The 19,199-nt window shown below is 48.5% G+C and carries 14 protein-coding genes; 5 read left to right on the top strand and 9 right to left on the bottom strand.

Annotated features, from left to right (window positions below; genetic code table 11):
• Positions 1-2: 2 nt before the first annotated feature.
• The 6 genes from nhaA to rppH form a co-directional block, all read right to left on the bottom strand.
• Positions 3-1,172 carry a Na+/H+ antiporter NhaA gene (nhaA, locus tag M0415_RS00655; protein WP_249555992.1) on the bottom strand — a complete coding sequence of 390 codons (1,170 nt, stop codon included), beginning with the start codon at positions 1,170-1,172 and terminating at the stop codon, positions 3-5.
• A 117-nt stretch (positions 1,173-1,289) separates the two neighbouring features.
• Complete coding sequence (thyA, locus tag M0415_RS00650; RefSeq protein ID WP_249555993.1) at positions 1,290-2,084, bottom strand: thymidylate synthase; 795 nt, start codon at positions 2,082-2,084, stop codon at positions 1,290-1,292.
• Entirely contained in the window at positions 2,084-2,890 is an 807-nt protein-coding gene (lgt, locus tag M0415_RS00645) for a prolipoprotein diacylglyceryl transferase (protein ID WP_249555994.1), read from the bottom strand. The genes thyA and lgt overlap by 1 nt, the downstream gene beginning before the upstream one ends.
• Positions 2,891-2,935: 45 nt before the next feature.
• On the bottom strand, positions 2,936-3,736 hold the full coding sequence (locus M0415_RS00640) for a sulfite exporter TauE/SafE family protein (protein WP_086903298.1): 801 nt from the start codon (positions 3,734-3,736) through the stop codon (positions 2,936-2,938).
• Positions 3,737-3,794: 58 nt separating this feature from the next.
• Complete coding sequence (gene ptsP, locus M0415_RS00635; RefSeq protein ID WP_249555995.1) at positions 3,795-6,029, bottom strand: phosphoenolpyruvate--protein phosphotransferase; 2,235 nt, start codon at positions 6,027-6,029, stop codon at positions 3,795-3,797.
• Between the two features lie 23 nt (positions 6,030-6,052).
• On the bottom strand, positions 6,053-6,577 hold the full coding sequence (gene rppH / locus M0415_RS00630) for an RNA pyrophosphohydrolase (protein WP_011623615.1): 525 nt from the start codon (positions 6,575-6,577) through the stop codon (positions 6,053-6,055).
• Positions 6,578-7,268: 691 nt separating this feature from the next.
• Between rppH and mutH the strand changes: the two genes are divergently transcribed.
• Together mutH and M0415_RS00620 are read left to right on the top strand one after the other, a co-directional pair.
• The gene (gene mutH / locus M0415_RS00625) at positions 7,269-7,940 is read left to right on the top strand and encodes a DNA mismatch repair endonuclease MutH (RefSeq protein ID WP_011623616.1); all 672 of its coding nucleotides are present in this window, start codon (positions 7,269-7,271) and stop codon (positions 7,938-7,940) included.
• Between the two features lie 123 nt (positions 7,941-8,063).
• On the top strand, positions 8,064-9,131 hold the full coding sequence (locus M0415_RS00620) for an adenylate/guanylate cyclase domain-containing protein (RefSeq protein WP_041412723.1): 1,068 nt from the start codon (positions 8,064-8,066) through the stop codon (positions 9,129-9,131).
• A 27-nt stretch (positions 9,132-9,158) separates the two neighbouring features.
• Here M0415_RS00620 and oxyR read toward each other — a convergent pair whose 3' ends face one another.
• The 3 genes from oxyR to mnmL form a co-directional block, all read right to left on the bottom strand.
• Positions 9,159-10,070, bottom strand: a complete 912-nt coding sequence (gene oxyR / locus M0415_RS00615) for a hydrogen peroxide-inducible genes transcriptional activator OxyR (protein ID WP_086903133.1) — start codon at positions 10,068-10,070, stop codon at positions 9,159-9,161.
• A gap of 218 nt (positions 10,071-10,288) precedes the next feature.
• On the bottom strand, positions 10,289-10,654 hold the full coding sequence (locus M0415_RS00610; protein WP_220056247.1) for an Hpt domain-containing protein: 366 nt from the start codon (positions 10,652-10,654) through the stop codon (positions 10,289-10,291).
• Positions 10,655-10,839: 185 nt separating this feature from the next.
• Positions 10,840-11,769 carry a tRNA modification radical SAM protein MnmL/YtqA gene (gene mnmL / locus M0415_RS00605; RefSeq protein ID WP_249555996.1) on the bottom strand — a complete coding sequence of 310 codons (930 nt, stop codon included), beginning with the start codon at positions 11,767-11,769 and terminating at the stop codon, positions 10,840-10,842.
• Positions 11,770-12,356: 587 nt separating this feature from the next.
• Between mnmL and gltB the strand changes: the two genes are divergently transcribed.
• The 3 genes from gltB (at position 12,357) to M0415_RS00590 (ending at position 19,175) form a co-directional block, all read left to right on the top strand.
• Positions 12,357-16,805 (top strand): glutamate synthase large subunit, encoded by a 4,449-nt coding sequence (gene gltB, locus M0415_RS00600; RefSeq protein ID WP_249555997.1) that lies wholly within the window; start codon positions 12,357-12,359, stop codon positions 16,803-16,805.
• Between the two features lie 6 nt (positions 16,806-16,811).
• Positions 16,812-18,218, top strand: a complete 1,407-nt coding sequence (locus M0415_RS00595; RefSeq protein WP_220053625.1) for a glutamate synthase small subunit GltD family protein — start codon at positions 16,812-16,814, stop codon at positions 18,216-18,218.
• 246 nt (positions 18,219-18,464) lie between these two features.
• Positions 18,465-19,175 carry a 5'-methylthioadenosine/adenosylhomocysteine nucleosidase gene (locus M0415_RS00590; RefSeq protein WP_249555998.1) on the top strand — a complete coding sequence of 237 codons (711 nt, stop codon included), beginning with the start codon at positions 18,465-18,467 and terminating at the stop codon, positions 19,173-19,175.
• Positions 19,176-19,199 lie beyond the last annotated feature (24 nt).

Raw genomic sequence — 19,199 nt, 5'->3', positions numbered from 1 at the left:
AGTTATACTCCTTTTTTAGGTAACACTTTTGATAACCAGAAATACCCGATCAAGGCCGCCAGAATTGAGCCTATCAAGGTGCCAAGGCGCGCTAAGTCGCCGTACATAGGGTCTGCTTGCTCAAATGCCAGCGAAGCAATAAACATCGACATGGTAAAACCAATACCACACATTGCCGCCACTGGTGCAATCTGCTTCCAACCAATCCCATCGGGTAATTGCGCCAACTTCAGTTTGACGGCTACATAACTAAACAGCATCACACCAATCGGCTTACCTAACATAAGTCCCAATGCTATCCCGACTGGCACAGGGGAAATCAAGGTATCTAAACTCATGTTACCTATGGCCACACCCGCATTCGCAAAGGCAAAGACTGGCAGGATAAGGAAAGTGCTCCAAGGGTGCAGGCTATGCTCTAAATGCTCAGAGGGTGAACTTCCATCCTTTGCCCGCAGAGGGATACAGAAGGCAATAATCACACCAGCCAAAGTCGCGTGGACGCCAGACTTTAATACCGCGACCCACAGGACGAGTCCCAATACGCCATAGGGCGCTAACGCGGTCACACCTTTACGGTTTAAGGCGACTAAACCGACAATCGCAATGCTGGCAACAATTAAGCTAATGGTTGATAGATCGCTGCTGTAGAAGAGCGCAATAATCACAATCACGCCTAAGTCATCGATGATGGCAAGCGCGAGCAGGAAGACCTTCAATGCCACAGGCACGCGGCTACCCAGCAACGCCATGATGCCGAGTGCAAACGCAATATCGGTAGCCGCAGGAATGGCCCAGCCCGCTTGGGTCACAGGATCGCCATAGTTAAATAGCAGATAAATGCCTGCTGGCACTAACATACCACCAATCGCCGCGAAGGTTGGCAGTGAAGCCTGAGCGACACTGGATAAGGCGCCTTCTAACAGTTCACGCTTTACCTCTAAGCCAATCAGTAAGAAAAACAATGCCATCAGGCCATCGTTAATCCACAGCAACAGCGGCTTATGCAGATCGAGCGCGCCGACACGCACTTGTACTTCAGTACCGAGAAAACCTTGATAGAGTCCCGCTAGAGGAGAATTGGCCATGAGCATGGCTAAGACAACAGCAACCAATAACAGGATGCCGCCAGCCGATTCCTGGCTCAGAAAATTTCTAATTGCTTTTTCCATCTTGCACTCCAAAAAATCATAATGAACTGAGTGTAGACGAAGAAAAAAAACAAGTATAATCGATAGTTTCGACAAAACACCTCGGTAATTCCGAGGTGTTAGTCGATTAATTCGCCATTAAACGGCGACAGGGGCTTTGATATGCGGGTGTGGATCGTAGTGAGTTAGCTCGAAATCTTCGAATTGATAATCAAAGATTGAAGCGGGTTTACGCAGGATTGTCATGGTGGGTAACGGTCTTGGCTCACGGCTTAACTGTAACGCCGTTTGTTCCATATGGTTGGAGTACAAATGGGTATCGCCGCCCGTCCACACAAAGTCACCCAAAGCTAAATCACATTGCTGTGCCACCATCATGGTCAGCAGCGCATAACTAGCGATATTGAAAGGTAAGCCTAAGAACACATCACAGCTACGCTGGTACAGCTGACAGGATAATTTGCCATCGGCAACATAGAATTGGAAAAAGGCATGGCAAGGTGCCAGCGCCATTTTATCCAGTTCACCCACGTTCCACGCCGACACAATTAAACGACGTGAATCGGGTTGAGATTTGATTTGTGCAATCACCTGAGCGATTTGGTCGATAGCATCGCCACTTTGGGTCGGCCAGCTGCGCCACTGCGAACCATAAACAGGGCCTAAATCGCCGTTTTCATCGGCCCATTCGTCCCAAATACTAACTTTATTCTCACGCAGATAAGCAATATTGGTATCGCCCTTCAGGAACCACAATAGCTCATGAATAATCGAGCGCATATGGCACTTCTTGGTAGTGACTAAGGGAAAGCCCTTACTTAAATCGAAACGCATTTGATAACCAAACACCGAGCGAGTGCCGGTACCTGTGCGGTCTGATTTATCCACACCTTCGGCTAAGATGTGCTTCATCAAGTCTAAATACTGTTGCATTACTGCTTACCCTCTGGACGAAGAATTAAATATAAACCGAAGAGGATCATCGGCACAGAGAGGATCTGCCCCATCGTCAGAAAGCCCCAGTAGAGACCTAACTGCGCATCAGGTTGTCTTACGGTTTCAACAATCACACGGAAAATCCCGTATCCGAGTAAGAACATGCCCGATACGGCGCCGACTTTCTTCGTTCGTTTACTGAACCAATAGAGGAGCAGGAATAAGGCCACCCCTTCAAGGGCGAATTGATAGAGTTGTGATGGGTGACGAGGTTCAGGTCCACCACTTGGGAACACCATGGCCCAAGGGACATCCGTGACACGGCCCCACAACTCACCATTGATAAAGTTACCGATACGACCCGCCCCTAAGCCAATAGGTACAACCGGTGCCACCATATCTGCAACCGCAAAGAAGGTACGCTTTTGATTCCAGGCGATATAAATCATGGCGGTAATCACCCCCATCAAGCCGCCATGGAAAGACATACCACCTTCTGAAATCTTAAACAAATACATTGGGCTAGCAAGGAAGTAATCGAAATGATAAAAGAGCACATAGCCGATACGTCCACCTAAAATCACCCCTAAAAAGCCATAAAACAGCAGATCGGAAACCTGTTCTCTCGACCATAAACCATTGGAGCGGTCGGCCTGACGATTGAGTAACCACATAGCGGCGACAAAACCAACTAAATAAGTAAATCCATACCAACGCAGGGCGGGTTCAAAGGTTTGTCCAAAAATATCAAAGGGACCAAACTTCACGATCACGGGATCGATATTGGGAAAATTCAATGCCATAACTTATCCATCAACAGCCTCAAATCGAGGGCTAAACACTAAACATCAGCTCAGAATTAATTTGAGACCGACACACAAGAGTAAAAGTGCAAATATTTTTTTAAGGACCGAGGTAGGCCAAGTACTTGCCGCCTTAACGCCCACTGGAGCCATTAAAATTGAGGTTATTATTAAGCCAAACAGCGCAGGTAAATAGATATACCCTAAGGTACCTTCAGGGAGATCCGGCGCGTTAAAGCCCGCGATTATATACCCTAAGCTGCCCGACAAGGAGATTAATAATCCGGTCGCGGCGGAAAATCCTACAGCTAGGCGCATCTGTAAACCAAAATAGGTTAAAAACGGCACTAACAAGACGCCGCCGCCGATCCCCATCAATCCTGCAATCGCGGCAACAATCACGGCCACTACAAACAGAATCATCGAGTTTGGCAGTTCTCGATTCGATTCGGTTTTAAAGGGATAAGCCATTTGAATAGCCATTAACATCACAAACACCGCAAACCCTTGTCTAAGCGTCGCAGCAGGGATTTGCTCGGCAATAAAGCCGGACATTAGGGCGCCGAGAATAATCCCCGGAAACATGGTTCGAAACAATCCCCAGGGCACATTACCGCGTTTATGGTGGGCTCTGGCTGAAGAAATTGAGGTTAAAATAATCGCCGCAAGGGATGTGGCAATCGCAATATGGGGTAACTGAGCCGAAGTGATGCCAACCGAAGGTAAGATATAAAGCAGTGCGGGCACGACAATTAAGCCACCACCGATGCCCAATAACCCCGCCATAAAACCGACAAACGCGCCTAAAGCCAAGCAAATAAAGAACACCGACAGCAAACTATCCACACGGGTACCTACAGCGTGATTAAGTGAAGCCTTAGCTTAAAGCAAAAGGCACGATTAGTTAATTAAGAATTGTGGCTAATCCCTGCTGTGTTAAATATTCTTTAACCAACTCACGCACTTGGAAACCGTTTGATAGGCTCAAGGCCTGCGACAAGAGTTGCGTCAAATCGGCGCGGGAGACTCGGCGCAGCAGGTAATTAATCCGCGCTAAACTGCCTTGGTTCATACTCAAATGCTGGTATCCCATCGCCACCAACAGAATCGCCCCCATGGGCTCCCCCGCCAGCTCGCCACAGATACTGATATCGAGTTCATGGTAGTCACAATCAAGCCTTGCTTGATGCAGTGCCCGGAGAATGCCTGGATGATAACTATCAAACAGGGAACTCACCCTTGGGTTGTTACGGTCCACCGCGAGTAAATATTGGGTCAAATCGTTACTGCCGACCGACACAAAATCGACGCGTTTTGCCACTTCATCTAACTGATATAACAGCGCTGGAACTTCGAGCATAATGCCAATACGCGGCATTTCAATCTGGCTGTTCACATCGTTTTTGAGCTCAACATAGGCCTGCTCTAGATAGGCCAAGGATTGATCAATTTCATCTAAGTTACTGACCATAGGCAGTAAAATACTGAGCTGCTTGCCCTCTCCGCCCGCTTGCAACATCGCCCTTAACTGCACGAGGAATAGCTCAGGGTGATCCAATGATAAGCGGATACCGCGCCAGCCTAAGAAGGGGTTATCTTCTTTAATCGGGAAATAAGGCAGCGGCTTATCGCCCCCCACATCTAAGGTACGCATCACCACAGGACGACCCGATGCCGCCGATAACACCTGCTGATAGACTTTTACCTGCTCGGACTCACTCGGAAAACGCTGCTGCAACATAAAGGGAATTTCGGTGCGATACAGTCCGATACCATCGGCACCTTCGGCGATTTCAGAGGCGACACCACTGAGTAACCCAGCGTTAAGGTACAAACGGATCCGTGTGCCATCGAGCATCACCGACGGCAGGGCTAACTCCTGCGCGTATTGACGTTGCAACGCCTTTTGCGCCGAAATCAAACTGCGGTATTCGCTAACAATCGCAGGCGATGGCGACACCATTAATTGCCCGCGACTGGCATTGACCACTAACAGCTTCTGGTCAATATCGGCCGACAATAACTGCTCGACGCCAGTAATCGCAGGTACGCCCAGTGCGCGCGCTAAAATGGCCGCATGGGAGTTAACGCCCCCTAATTCAGTGACAATACCGGCCAATTTTTGTCGAGGGAACTCGGCGAGCATAGTGGCATCCGCTTCCCGGGTCACTAGAATCACCGGCTTATCGGGTTCAAGCTCTAAACGTTCGGGTTCGATTAACTGCCTTAATACCTTTTGCCCCAGATCCCGAATATCGCTCGCCCGCTCCTTGAGGTAAGGATCTTCCATCGCCAAAAACTGTTGAATATAACGCAGCGAAACTCGGCTAACCGCCGATTCGGCTTCCCAGCCCTGCTGCACTTCACGGGCATATTCACCACCTAGGCTGGCATCATCGAGCAGCAGCTGCAAGGCATTGAATATTGAGGCTACTTCTTCATCCTGCTCACGGTCGAAACGCTGAGATAAGGCGCCGATTGCCTCTTTACAACGCCCCATCGCCGCCACTAATCGGCTGGATTCGAGAGCGACATCCTCGCAGCGCACATCGGGCTGCTCGAGGGAGATTTCGCCACCAAGCACTAACGCATGGGCAATGGCGATTCCGCTAGATGCGGAGGTACCCTGGAATAAAATCTGTTGATGCAGCGAACTGACCTGCGCCTTTTGCTTTAATCCTCTAATCGCCATCGCGAGCTGCGCGGCCAAGGTCATTAAGAAGGCTTCTTCCCCTTCGCTAAATTGCCGCGCGCTGGCCTGCTGCACCACAATTACGCCGACTACGGCTTTTTGATAAATAATGGGGACGGCTAAAAAGGCACGGTATTCTTCTTCAGCGACTTCGGGGAAGAGTTTAAAGCGTGGATGCAAACGGGCATCGGCGAGGTTTACGGCTTCTTCGCGTTCAGCAGCCAAGCCAACCAAGCCTTGGGTTAACGGCATGCGCACGCGCCCAACGGCACTCTTTTCGAGGCCATCGGTGGCTGATAATACGAGTTCTTGCTGGTCTAGGATGTAGACCGAGCAACATTGGGTTTCCATCGCCGCTTTGGTCGATGAAACTAGGACTTCTAATGCGGTTTCTAAGCTGTGGGCGGACGCCACAGCTTGAGTAATATCCCTGAGCGTATTTAACACTGTTTTCAATCCTCTTTTGAAAATCAGCCCGTTGTTCTTTGTCTTACCCGCTTCCTCGGAATTTCCTGGGTTTGGAATGACAATGCCGTTACCGCAAATTCTTTCATGACCTTACGATAAACATCACGCTTAAATGAGACAACTTGCCGCACAGGATACCAATAACTGACCCAACGCCAATCGTCAAACTCAGGGTGGCCTGAAGAACTTAAATTAATCGCACTATCTTGGCTTTTGAGTTGTAACAGAAACCATTTTTGTTTTTGGCCGATACACACAGGCTTACTGTCCTGCCTCACTAAACGTTTAGGTAAACGATATCTCAACCAAGAACGGGTCGAGGTTAATATAGTGACATGCTCAGGTCTTAAGCCTACTTCCTCATACAATTCACGGTACATCGCCTCTTCGGCCGTCTCACCATCATCGACGCCGCCCTGAGGAAATTGCCATGAATGTTGTCCGAATCGTCTGGCCCACATGACTTGGCCGTATCTATTACAAATTATTATGCCCACATTTGCGCGAAAGCCGTCGCTATCAATCACATGGACTCCAAATAAGGATAACTTTTAATAAACCGATTGTTTCACAAAGCCAGTCTCTCAGCAAACCTCTATTTACAGCTATTTTTTGGATAAATACCCTCAACTTACTACTTTATCAACAATACAAGGGTTTCAACCTTGGGGATATCCACATTTTCTGTGGATATCTCTGTTTGAAACTAGGGTAAACTAGGTATATCGTTCAAAAAACATCAAATATCATTCATGGCAGCCAACTTGTTTAAATAAAATAAAAAACTAAAAATCATGAAGTTATAAATTTTCAGTGTAAAGATATGTGACTAAAAAGCTAAGAAGCTCACTTTTTAACCTAATGCAAATTATGCGATTTCATCCGAGTAACACCTAAATGTTATACACAGAGCTCACCCAAAATTACCCACACTCCCGTGGAAAAATGCCCCTTTTAGCCATTGACTCTCGATTTTTAATCGGTTAAAGCCCACTGCATTGTGAGTTATCCATAATATCTGTGGATAAATATGTGAGAAACGCAAGGGAAAACCGAGAGTAACTTTGAACACTTTCGCAGGTATTGGAATGCAAACAGACAACTAACATTAAAATCATGCACTTACAGATTTCTCTGTGAGTACAATCTTATCCCTTTTTGAGTGCTTAATTTTTAACCTCTGTTGCTAAGCACCTATTTTTCAGTAAAATTCGCCCTATGAAACCGATAATCCCTCCTCAAAATCTGAGCGAACTGCTCGAACGTGCCAATATGATGGCCGGCATCTCTTTGGCTCAAATTGCAGCCCACCGCGGGATTACTGTGCCTAAGGATCTGAAGCGAGATAAGGGCTGGGTCGGACAACTCATTGAAATGGAGTTAGGTGCAACTGCCGGCTCAAAACCCGAGCAGGATTTTCTCCACCTCGGCGTTGAGCTAAAAACCATTCCCATCGATAGCAAAGGCAAACCACTGGAAACCACCTATGTGTGTGTGGCCCCGCTAACCAATATCGAAGGCTTAACTTGGCAAGACAGCTTAGTGTGTCACAAGTTACAGCGTGTGCTCTGGGTACCCGTTGAGGGCGAGCGGCATATTCCTGTGGGAGATCGTAGAGTCGGCACCCCCATATTGTGGGAACCCGATCTCCAAGAGCAAAGGTTACTGCAACAGGATTGGGAGGAGATAATGGAACTTATCGCCTTAGGTAAAGTGGAAAAACTCACCGCAAGGCATGGCGAAGTGTTGCAACTGCGCCCCAAAGCTGCCAACAGTAAGGCGCTGACCCAGAGCATTGCCGAGGACGGTAGCCTGAAAATGACCAATCCACGGGGTTTCTATTTAAAGACCGCTTTTACCGCCATGCTATTAAATAAGGTATTTGGTTAAATTTTCGTAGCTATATAGCGTTGGATTGATCCAGATCACAAATATCACTGGCACTCTAGTGATGATTTTCTATAAACTACGGCATCCTGAAATATATGGTCGTATTCGGATACAAAACCCGTTGTGAGAGCACGTAGACAAGCGAAAAAACTTCTTTTTGCGATATTAGCTTGGGCGATAGCCATGGCTGCGTTCGTGTTTTTCCGATATGCGCAGTCGCCAGAGTTACCACAATGGGCTGTCGGTTCGGCCGATCTCGCGACGCTTGCCGTCTACATGGGCATCATTTTTGGCAGCCTACATTGGATGTCGAACCTGATCGCCGACTTCAGCGCCATCAATCGTCTTCCCTATGTTTTCTCAGTGATTTTTAAAGGTTTGTTCCTGTTACTCGGGGCGACGACCTTAGCCTATATGACCCAGTTCTTGAATATGTGGGCCATTGAAAATCATATGTCGACCCTAAGGCAAATGCTTACGGCGCATATTCTCTATAGTCCGTCCTTCCAAGCGCTCATCGTCTATTTAGTGGTCGTACGGGTCAGCTTAGCCTTTGTCGAACAAATGGCACTCTTAGTTGGGCCGCGTATTCTGCTCAATATTGGTTTAGGTAAATACCATAAACCACGATACGAGCAGCGTTTATTCCTTTATTTAGATATGGTTGCTTCGACAACCCACGCCGAATCCCTCGGGGATTACCGTTTTAGCCGTCTCATTCAAGACAGCTTTAGCCTGCTATCCGATACTGTGACCAATAACGAAGCCGAAATTTACCGTTATATGGGCGATGCCGTATTGATCCACTGGCCGTTAGAAGAAGGCGTGGTGCACGACCGCTGCATGAATATCTATTTTGAATTTAGCCAGCAGTTAAATTGGCAGCGACGTTACTTTGAAGAGCACTATGGCTTTGTGCCTAAATTTAAGGCGGCGGCCCACTGTGGCCAAGTGGTTGCTGCAGTGGTTGGTGTGCAAAAACAAGAAATTAGCTTCTTTAGTGATGTGCTAAATACCTTAGCCAGACTTCAAGATCAGTGTAATCCACTGGGGCAACGCATGTTGATTTCTGGTGCGCTCGCGGGCCGACTCGACAATCCCAATAGCGAATACCGCTTAACCAATTTGGGTCCAGTCAAATTAAAGGGGAAACAACACTCGATTGAAGTGTTTGGTGTTTCCCCTCTCTAATATCCTAGCTATTTTAACTTACAGCAATTATTCCATTTCTTTGGTTAACAGCTTTTGAATAAGTAAACCTAAGGTACGGAAGGTCAAAATCCGGCTGGTTGTTTGTCGCCAAACTAAGCCGATATCGCGGTAAGGCGCTTCACCGGGCGGTGTCATCACCACAAGATCGGTATCGTTTAAGATGCCAGCATCGATCGCCATTTGCGGTAAGAAGGTGGTACCCAGCTTACTATCCACCATTTGCACTAAAGTGTGCAGACTGGTTGCGGCAAAGGGATTCACCTTAGCGCTATCACCTAACTGACAAGCGGTAATCGCATGCCCTGTAATACAGTGTTCACTTTGCAGCAGGAAGATACTCTCATCGGGCAAGGTCTGATAATCGATAGGTTGATGAATGCCACCCACTAAGTCTTTATGGATCACCATCTTAAAAGGGTCTATCCCGACTTTCATGCTGTGGTAACCACTGGTATCCACGGGCAAGGCGAGGATGAGTAAGTCCAACTCTCCTTTACCTAAGGCATCGAGCAAACGCTCAGTAGTATCCTCTTTGAGTAATAAACTCATCGCCGGATAGGCTTGCTGGCATTGCTTAACCACGCGGCTTAATAAAAATGGCGCAATGGTTGGAATACAACCTAAGCGGATATCCCCAGTCATAGGTTCGCCCTGGTTTTTCACCAGTTCGACTAAATCATCCACATCTGTCAGGATTTTGCGGGAACGCTGCACCACTTCTTCACCTATAGCGGTGAACATAAAGGATTTATGATCACGTTCAATCAATTGATGGCCAAGCTGTTCTTCAAGATTCTGGATCCCGCTCGACAGCGTTGATTGACTGACAAAACACACCTTAGCGGCGCGGTTAAAATTCTGCTCTTGGTGAAGGTTCACCAAATAGAATAAATTCTTAAGGCTAGGTAAATTTTTCATTTAATCGATTGCCACTAAGGTTATGAATTAATAAATTTAATCAACTCTAGCATAAGTTATCAACTAAAACGCGGCTGAATTGCTCAATACTGTGAGCAAAATCGATTTTCAATCAAAGGAAAACCTAAGAGAGCGCTTATTAAGAACAAACGGAAGGGATAAAGACTGGAATAGAGGTTATTGAGGTGCAACCTGCAGCTGCACCTCCATAGTACAGACTAGGCTTTAGCCTGCAGGAATTGCTTTAACTGCTGGAGATCGGCACTTGCAAATTCAACAATTTGCGCGACCCAGGTTCCATGTTCAGCTTCCCAACGTGTTTCTTCACCATGTTGGAGTAACTGGGCAATTTGCTGAATACGTTTTAACCCCACTGAGCCCGCCGCACCTTTAAATTTATGGGCTTCGGCGCATAAAGTGTCCTTATCGGCAGCTTCGTTAGCCTTGACTAGATTCCCTACATACTCAGGCATTAATTGCTCAAACAAGACCACACTCTTTAGCAGAGTTCCGGCACCAATCGCACTGCAATACTGTTCTAACGTATTGAGATCTAGGATTGTTTCTAATTCAACTGTGGCCATCTAGGCCTCCCTTAAGTAGTCCAATGCTTAAAACACGTTTATGACATGATACCCACTAAAATTGTCAGTGCAACTTATAGCAGCATTTGTGGTCAAATGATGTTTTATTTAACAAAAAATCAACTATTTCAAACACTCTCAGCGATAAATCGGTTTCAACTGAATCCCTTCAAGCGATATGGTCATTATGGTCGCGCTAATGCCGCGCCTTGTCCACCCTTACGCGCAAGATCCTCAACAATTGCCACTAAACCATTCCAACGATAACCACACCAGTCGGGCGCGAGTAGTATCGGTTTTTTCGCATAGGCGGTCACCCGATGAAAAATCACTTCTTTAGGTGTATGCCGAACCAGCTCGCCGACACAAGCCGCATACTCTTCGATACTGAGCAATGGCAAGCGTCCTGCGCGCCAAGCCTTCGCCATCGTACTGCCCTCAACGACATGTAATGGATGTAGCTTTAAGCCATCGACGCCCTGCGCCAGCACCGCCTGCAGTGTCGCCATATAATCGAGGTGAGTTTCACCGGGTAAGCCTAAGATAAGGTGAGTACAGACTTTTAGGCCTCGGCTTCTGGCCCGTGCAACCGTATCGCAATAACAGGCAAAATCGTGCCCGCGGTTAATCTTATGCAAGGTTCTATCGTTGGCGGTTTGCAATCCAAGCTCCAGCCAGACATCGACCCCCTTTCGCTGATAACTGGCTAATAAATCGAGAACCTTGTCTGGCACACAGTCGGGACGCGTACCGACACATAAACCCACAATCTCACTGTCTTTGACCGCTTCATCGTATTTAGCCATCAACACCTGATACTCATCATAGGTGCTCGTATAGGCCTGAAAATACGCGATAAACTTATCCGCATTCAGCTTAGGTTTAGCCTGTTTATAACGGGCTTTCCCTTGTTCTAGCTGCTCACTAATGCTGAGCGTTTCCGCCTGCTGATAACTAAAGGAGGCCACATTGCAAAAGGTGCAACCACCCCGTCCTAGAGTGCCATCGCGGTTAGGGCAAGTGAATTTGGCATCGATAGTCAGCTTGCGTAAGCGCTCGCCGTATTTCGCCTTACACACGGCACCGAATGTGTTTACGTATGCATCGAGCCCCATTAGCTCGCCTGCCAAATTTCATGTCGTTTCATTAAAAATAACCAAGATAAAATCACAAATAAGAAGAAATAAAGACGTGTGTTTAGATGAAAAAACTCATGATAAACAAAGCGAGCATCGTTTTCTTGGTGGTAAATCAAACTCCGGTTAGATTCACAGCGGCAAAGCTTAAAACCTGAGTCATTGCTCACAGTGTCTTTACACTCCGTGATTTCACTCACAAGCAAATAGAATAACAATTCATTTATTATAAATTTTTATACAGCCACTGTATTTGCAATAAAAATCACTATTTCTAAATCAAAAACAATCGATTTCAATGTTACATTTTAGTAACCCTATCGTTTTTCATTTTTTAAAATTCTTTTTATTCATAATGTTATACAGCACTTTAATCAGTTAACGTTAACGTCAAGTAATTGTATTTTGTGTATGAAACATGAATGAATACCCATATTTTATGCAAATTTTTGGTTTGACCTTTGGTTAATCTCAGGATAATTTGGGTGGTTCGGGTGCATATCTATAGAAAGTCTTTACATTTCTCCCCGAGTAGTAATTTCGTTGAGGTCAAGGGAGGTTTTTGTATGAGCTTATATCATCCCAGTTTTGAGCGGGACAATTGTGGTTTTGGCTTGATTGCACAAATGGATGGCGAAGCCAGCCATCGTATCGTGCGTACCGCCATCCATGGCCTCGATCGCATGAAACACCGTGGCGGTATCGCCTCTGACGGTCGAACTGGGGACGGCTGTGGTTTATTAATGCAGCTACCATTGCAATTCTTTGAAGCCATTGCCGCGGAAAATGACTGGCACCTGAGCCGCAAATTCGCCGTGGGCATGTTGTTTTTAAGCCAAGATGAAGAACTGGCCGACCAAGCCAAGTTTATTCTCGAACGCGAACTCGAGCGTGAAACCTTAAGCATTGCCGGCTGGCGTAAAGTCCCCGTCAATCCTGAGGTATTAGGTGAGATTGGTAAATCGAGCCTGCCACAAATCTATCAAGTACTGATCAACGCCCCTATTGGCTGGCGTGAGAAAGATCTTGAGCGTCGCCTCTACATGGCTCGCCGCCGATTAGAGCAACAAATTACTGATGATAAAGACTTTTATGTCGCGAGTCTTTCAGGCCAAGTCATAGTCTACAAAGGCTTGATGATGCCTGCCGACTTGCCCGCATTCTATCCCGACCTTGCTGACATCCGTTTGAAGAGCTCTATTTGTTTATTCCATCAACGCTTTTCAACCAATACTTCACCTAAATGGCCACTCGCTCAGCCCTTTAGATATCTTGCCCATAACGGCGAGATCAACACTATTACTGGTAACCGCCAATGGGCCCGTGCCCGTGCCTACAAGTTTAATTCACCACTGCTGCCCGACTTACAACAGGCGGCGCCCTTTGTGAATGAAACAGGCTCTGACTCCTCATCCCTCGATAATATGCTCGAAATGCTGCTCTCAGGCGGCATGGACTTATACCGCGCCATGCGTTTGCTTATTCCGCCAGCATGGCAGAGTAACCCAGAAATGGATGATGAGCTAAAAGCCTTCTATGACTTTAACTCCATGCATATGGAACCTTGGGATGGCCCAGCGGGTATCGTCATGACCAACGGTCGCCACGCCGCTTGCGCGGTGGATCGTAACGGTCTGCGCCCATCACGTTATGTGATCACTAAAGATCGTATCTTAACCCTCGCCTCCGAAGTGGGCATTTGGGACTACGCCGCCGATGAAGTGATTGAAAAAGGCCGCGTCGGCCCGGGTGAGCTGTTAGTGTTAGATACACTCAATGGCCGTCTGTATCAGTCATTCGAAATCGATAACGACCTTAAGCGTCGCCACCCCTATAAAGAGTGGATGGCCAAAAACAGTCGTACTCTGATCCCTGCCGAACAGTTAGCAACGGAGCAACATGGCGCCAGCGAACTAAGCCCAGAGCAACTGCTGCAATACCAAAAGCAATTTGGTTACACCCGCGAAGAGCTTGAACAAGTGATTTGGGTGCTGGCAAAACAAGGCGAAGAAGCGACAGGCTCCATGGGCGACGATACGCCAATGGCCGTATTGTCGAAAAAGTCACGCTCGCTCTATGACTATTTCCGACAGAAATTCGCTCAAGTTACAAACCCGCCTATCGATCCGCTGCGTGAAAAGCACGTGATGTCTCTGGCGACCTGTATCGGCCGCGAGCAAAACCTCTTCAACGAAACCACTGGTCATGCCTATCGAGTGATGTTCAACTCACCGATATTATTATTCAGTGATTTCAATCAATTACTCGGATTAGATAGTACTTACTATCGCGCCAATATCGTCGACTTAAACTACGATCCGAAGGAAGGCTTAGAACACGCGATTCGCCGCATCACCTCGGAAGCCGAGCGTTTAGCCCGCAGTGGCACCACGCTGCTGATTTTATCCGACCGCGCGATTGATAAATCGGCGCAGGTCATTCCGGCAGCCATGGCGGTTGGCGCTGTACAACAAATGCTGGTGAGCAAGAGCCTACGCTGCGATACCAACATCATTGTTGAGACCGCCTCGGCACGGGATCCGCACCACTTTGCGGTGCTGCTCGGCTTTGGTGCTACCGCGATTTATCCGTATCTAGTGTATGAATCAATCTCAGATCTGGCGAAACGCCATCAATTGACCGATACCACGGCGTTGATGCTGAACTTCCGCTACGGCATCGAGAAGGGCCTGCGTAAGATCATGTCGAAGATGGGGATCAGCACCGTCGGCTCCTACCGTTGTAGCCAACAGTTTGAGGCCATTGGTATTGCCAGCGATGTAATTGAACTCTGCTTTAAAGGCGTGGTGAGCCGTATCGAAGGCGCCAGCTTTGAGGATATCGCTCAAGATCAAGCGCTGCTGCATAAAGCCGCTTACCGTGCCCATGTGCCACTGCCACAAGGCGGTTTACTCAAATACGTGGATGGCGGTGAGTACCACTGCTTCAACCCAGATGTGGTCAACACGCTGCAGGCGTCATTAATCGACAAGAATTTTGCGACCTACAAGAAGTTCGCCGAATTAGTGGATAACCGCCCAGTTGCCACCCTAAGGGATTTGATTGGCATTAGAGCTGACCAAGCTGCAATTGAACTGGATAAAGTTGAAGCAGCCAGCCAATTGTTCCCACGCTTTGACAGTGCGGCCATGAGTATCGGCGCCCTAAGCCCCGAGGCCCATGAGGCATTAGCCATCGCCATGAACCGTTTAGGCGGCCGCTCCAACTCGGGCGAAGGTGGTGAGGATGCTCGCCGCTTTAACACCGAGCGTAACTCGGCGATTAAACAAATTGCGTCGGCACGTTTTGGGGTAACCGCCCATTACCTAGTCAATGCCGATGTGTTGCAGATTAAAGTCGCACAGGGCGCGAAACCCGGTGAAGGCGGACAACTGCCAGGCCATAAGGTGAGTGTGGAAATTGCAGGGCTACGCCACGCGCGCCCAGGTGTAACCTTGATTTCACCACCACCGCACCATGATATTTACTCTATCGAAGACTTAGCCCAGCTGATTTTCGATTTAAAACAAATCAATACCAAGGCACTGATCTCCGTGAAGTTAGTGTCTGAGCCAGGTGTCGGTACGATCGCCACAGGTGTAGCAAAAGCCTACGCCGATATGATCACTATTTCTGGCTACGATGGAGGCACCGGCGCGAGCCCTATCACCTCGGTAAAATACGCTGGCAGCCCATGGGAACTCGGCCTTGCTGAAGTACATCAATCTCTGGTGGAAAATGGCCTACGCCATAAGATCCGCTTGCAGGTCGATGGCGGCCTAAAAACCGGAACCGACGTCATCAAGGCGGCCTTACTCGGCGCCGAAAGCTTTGGCTTCGGAACTGTGCCTATGATTGCCTTAGGTTGTAAGTACCTGCGTATTTGCCACCTGAACAACTGCGCTACCGGTGTCGCAACTCAGGACAAGAAACTGCGCGATAACCACTACCACGGCTTACCAGAGCGAGTAATGACTTACTTTGAGTTTGTCGCCGAGGAAGTGCGCGAGTGGATGGCAACCCTAGGGGTCAGCAAGTTCGAAGACTTAGTAGGCCGCAGTGAGTGGCTACATACCTTAGAAGGCCAGACCGATAAACAACGTGGACTCGATTTAGCGCCAATTCTGTATCAGCCTAAGGTCAAAGCCAGCACCTCGCGCACTTGGCAGGAAACCAATCCACCTGCGGATTTAGGCTTACTCAATCAACATCTGCTCAATGAGTGCCAGAGTGCGGTCGATAAGGGCGAGTGTTTCGATGCCGCTTACTGTATCAACAACACTGACCGCTCAGTGGGCGCACGCCTGTCGGGCTATATCGCGACCACCCTTGGCGTTAAAGGCACTAAGGCACCGATTAAACTCAGCTTTAATGGTAGTGCAGGCCAAAGTTTTGGGGTATGGAACAGTCCTGGCCTCGAACTTAAGCTCTGCGGCGATGCCAACGACTACGTCGGTAAGGGCATGTCGGGCGGCAAGATTGTGATTTATCCACCGCTGGGTAGCCCATTCCAGAGCGAGCGCAGCGCGATTGTCGGTAACACTTGTTTGTATGGCGCAACTGGCGGACGCTTCTTCGCCGCGGGCCAAGCGGGTGAACGCTTTGCGGTACGTAACTCGGGCGCCATTGCCGTAGTTGAAGGCTTAGGCGATAACGGCTGCGAATACATGACCAGCGGTATCGTAGTCGTACTCGGAAAAACTGGGGTGAACTTCGGCGCAGGGATGACCGGCGGCTTTGCCTATATCTTCGACCAATTTGGCCGCTTTAACCGCCGCGTGAATAACGAGCTTGTCGATACCCAAAAACTCGAGTCACCGATTCATCAACAGCATTTGAAAGGCTTGATTGAAGAGCATGTGGCCGAGACTGGCAGTGAGCACGCGAAGATGATCTTAAGCGACTTTGCCAACTGGTTAGATTGCTTTGTTTTAGTGAAACCGAAAAATATCGCCGTTGCAGATCTGCTCAAATTAGAGCAATCGAGCCCGGAACTAGCAGTTAAAGCGGGGTAATAGCAGATGAGTAACGATTTTCAATTTATTGAAGTGGGTCGTAAAGACCCAACTAAACACCCTGCAGCAAAGCGTTCGACTCAGTTTATTGAGATTTATCAGCCCTTTGCTCAAGCTCAGGTGACTGAACAAGCGGACCGTTGTCTCGATTGCGGTAACCCTTATTGTGAGTGGAAATGCCCGCTACACAACTATATTCCCAACTGGCTGAAACTGGCGCAGCAGGGTCGGATCATGGAAGCGGCGGATTTAGTCCATGAGACCAATACCCTGCCCGAGATTTGCGGCCGCGTCTGCCCACAGGACAGACTCTGCGAAGGGGCTTGTACCCTAAACGCCGACTTTGGCGCCGTGACTATCGGTAATGTGGAGAAATATATTACCGATACCGCCATCGCCCAAGGCTGGCGTCCGGATATGAGCAAGGTCACGCCACGCAAGGAAAAGGTCGCGATTGTGGGCGCTGGCCCTGCTGGTTTAGGCTGCGCCGATATTCTTGCCCGTAATGGGGTTAAGGCTGTCGTGTTTGATAAGTATCCCCAGATTGGTGGCCTGCTGACCTACGGTATTCCTTCTTTTAAACTGGATAAAGCCGTGATGGCGACTCGCCGCACTGTGTTAGAAGGCATGGGCATCGAGTTCAAGCTGGGCGTAACTGTCGGTAAAGACATCGCCTTTAACCAACTGCTTGAGGAATACGATGCCGTCTTCCTTGGCATGGGCACCTACACCGCCATGAAAGCGGGCCTTGAGGGCGAAGATGCCCAAGGCGTGTACCAAGCTCTGCCCTACTTGATTGGTAATACCCATCACCTGATGGGCAGCACAAGCCCTGATACGCCTTACCTAAACCTTGCCGGTAAGCGCGTGGTGGTCTTAGGTGGCGGTGATACCGCCATGGACTGTGTTCGTACCGCAGTTCGCCAAGGGGCCAGCAGTGTGATTTGTGCCTATCGCCGTGACGAAGCCAACATGCCGGGTTCACGCCGCGAAGTGCAAAACGCCCGTGAAGAGGGAGTGAACTTCCTGTTTAACCGTCAACCCGTGGCGATTAAAACTCAGGATGGCAAAGTGGTGGGCGTGGAATGCGTTGAAACCCAAATGGGTAAAGCCGATGCGAGTGGCCGTCAACGTGCTGAAGCAATTGAAGGCAGCGAGCAGTTACTCGACGCCGATGCGGTGATTATCGCCTTCGGTTTCCAACCTAGCCCTGCGCCTTGGTTTGCCGATTACGGCATTGAACTCGACCAATGGGGCCGAGTAAAAGCCAGTAAACAAGCCGATAACCCATTCCAAACCACCAATCCAAAGGTATTTGCTGGCGGCGATATGGTCCGTGGCTCGGATCTGGTTGTGACCGCGATTGCCGAAGGACGTGATGCCGCGCAAGGCATTCTTAACTACTTAGATTAATTGTTTTTTGTTGTACCGCTGTACCTGTGAGTCTCGGACTCGTACCCACGAGTCCACCATTTGCTTGTGAATTTTGGCGCACCTTAGGGTGCGCATTTTTTTATCTTCCGCGCGTTTAATCCTATCCCAATCAAGCAATCGCAATCCCACAATAACGCCAAAGCATAACTGTGGTATATTAGCCGCCATTCTGTTATCCCACGCTTTAGTGGCATCACACATTCAGTTGAATCAAAAGGGTCTCCCATGAAAATTGGTATTATTGGCGCAATGGAGCCAGAAGTTGCCCATCTTATTACGGCTATGACAAACGCCTCTTCACAAACGATTGCGGGCATTGAATTTATCGCAGGCACCTTAGCGGGCAAAGACGTTGTAGTGACACGCTCAGGTATTGGCAAAGTCGCCGCCAGTATCGCCACCACACTGCTGATTGAAAAATACGCCCCCGATGCGGTAATCAACACAGGTTCTGCGGGCGGTTTTGTCGATACACTGTCGATTGGCGATATCGTGATTTCATCCGAAGTGCGCCACCACGATGTGGATGTGACCGCATTTGGTTACGAAATTGGCCAAATGGCGCAGCAACCTGCGGCGTTTATCCCAGCGCCATACTTAGTCGAAGCCGCCAATAAGGCCATCGCACAATTAGGCGAAGTAAAAGCGATTGAAGGCTTAATCTGTACGGGCGATAGTTTTATCTGCGACCCTGTACGCACTAAGACCATGTTGGAGCACTTCCCAACCATGGCGGCCTGTGAGATGGAAGGCGCGGCAATTGCCCAAGTGTGTCACCAATTTGGCGTGCCATTCGTGGTGATCCGCTCGCTCTCTGACAATGCCAACAACGACTCTCCGGTCGACTTCGATTCTTACATTGTGAAGGCTGGTTACCATTCGGCACTGATGGTGATGTTGCTGCTTGAGCAATTAGATCCAAACTCAGTAAAGTAATTGACTAAAGCATGATTGCGGAAA

This window comes from Shewanella sp. 10B, from assembly GCF_023475885.1.
GTDB lineage: Bacteria > Pseudomonadota > Gammaproteobacteria > Enterobacterales > Shewanellaceae > Shewanella > Shewanella mangrovisoli.
Note: the sequence above shows the minus strand (reverse complement) of the source record. Positions and strands in the feature narration are given on the sequence as shown.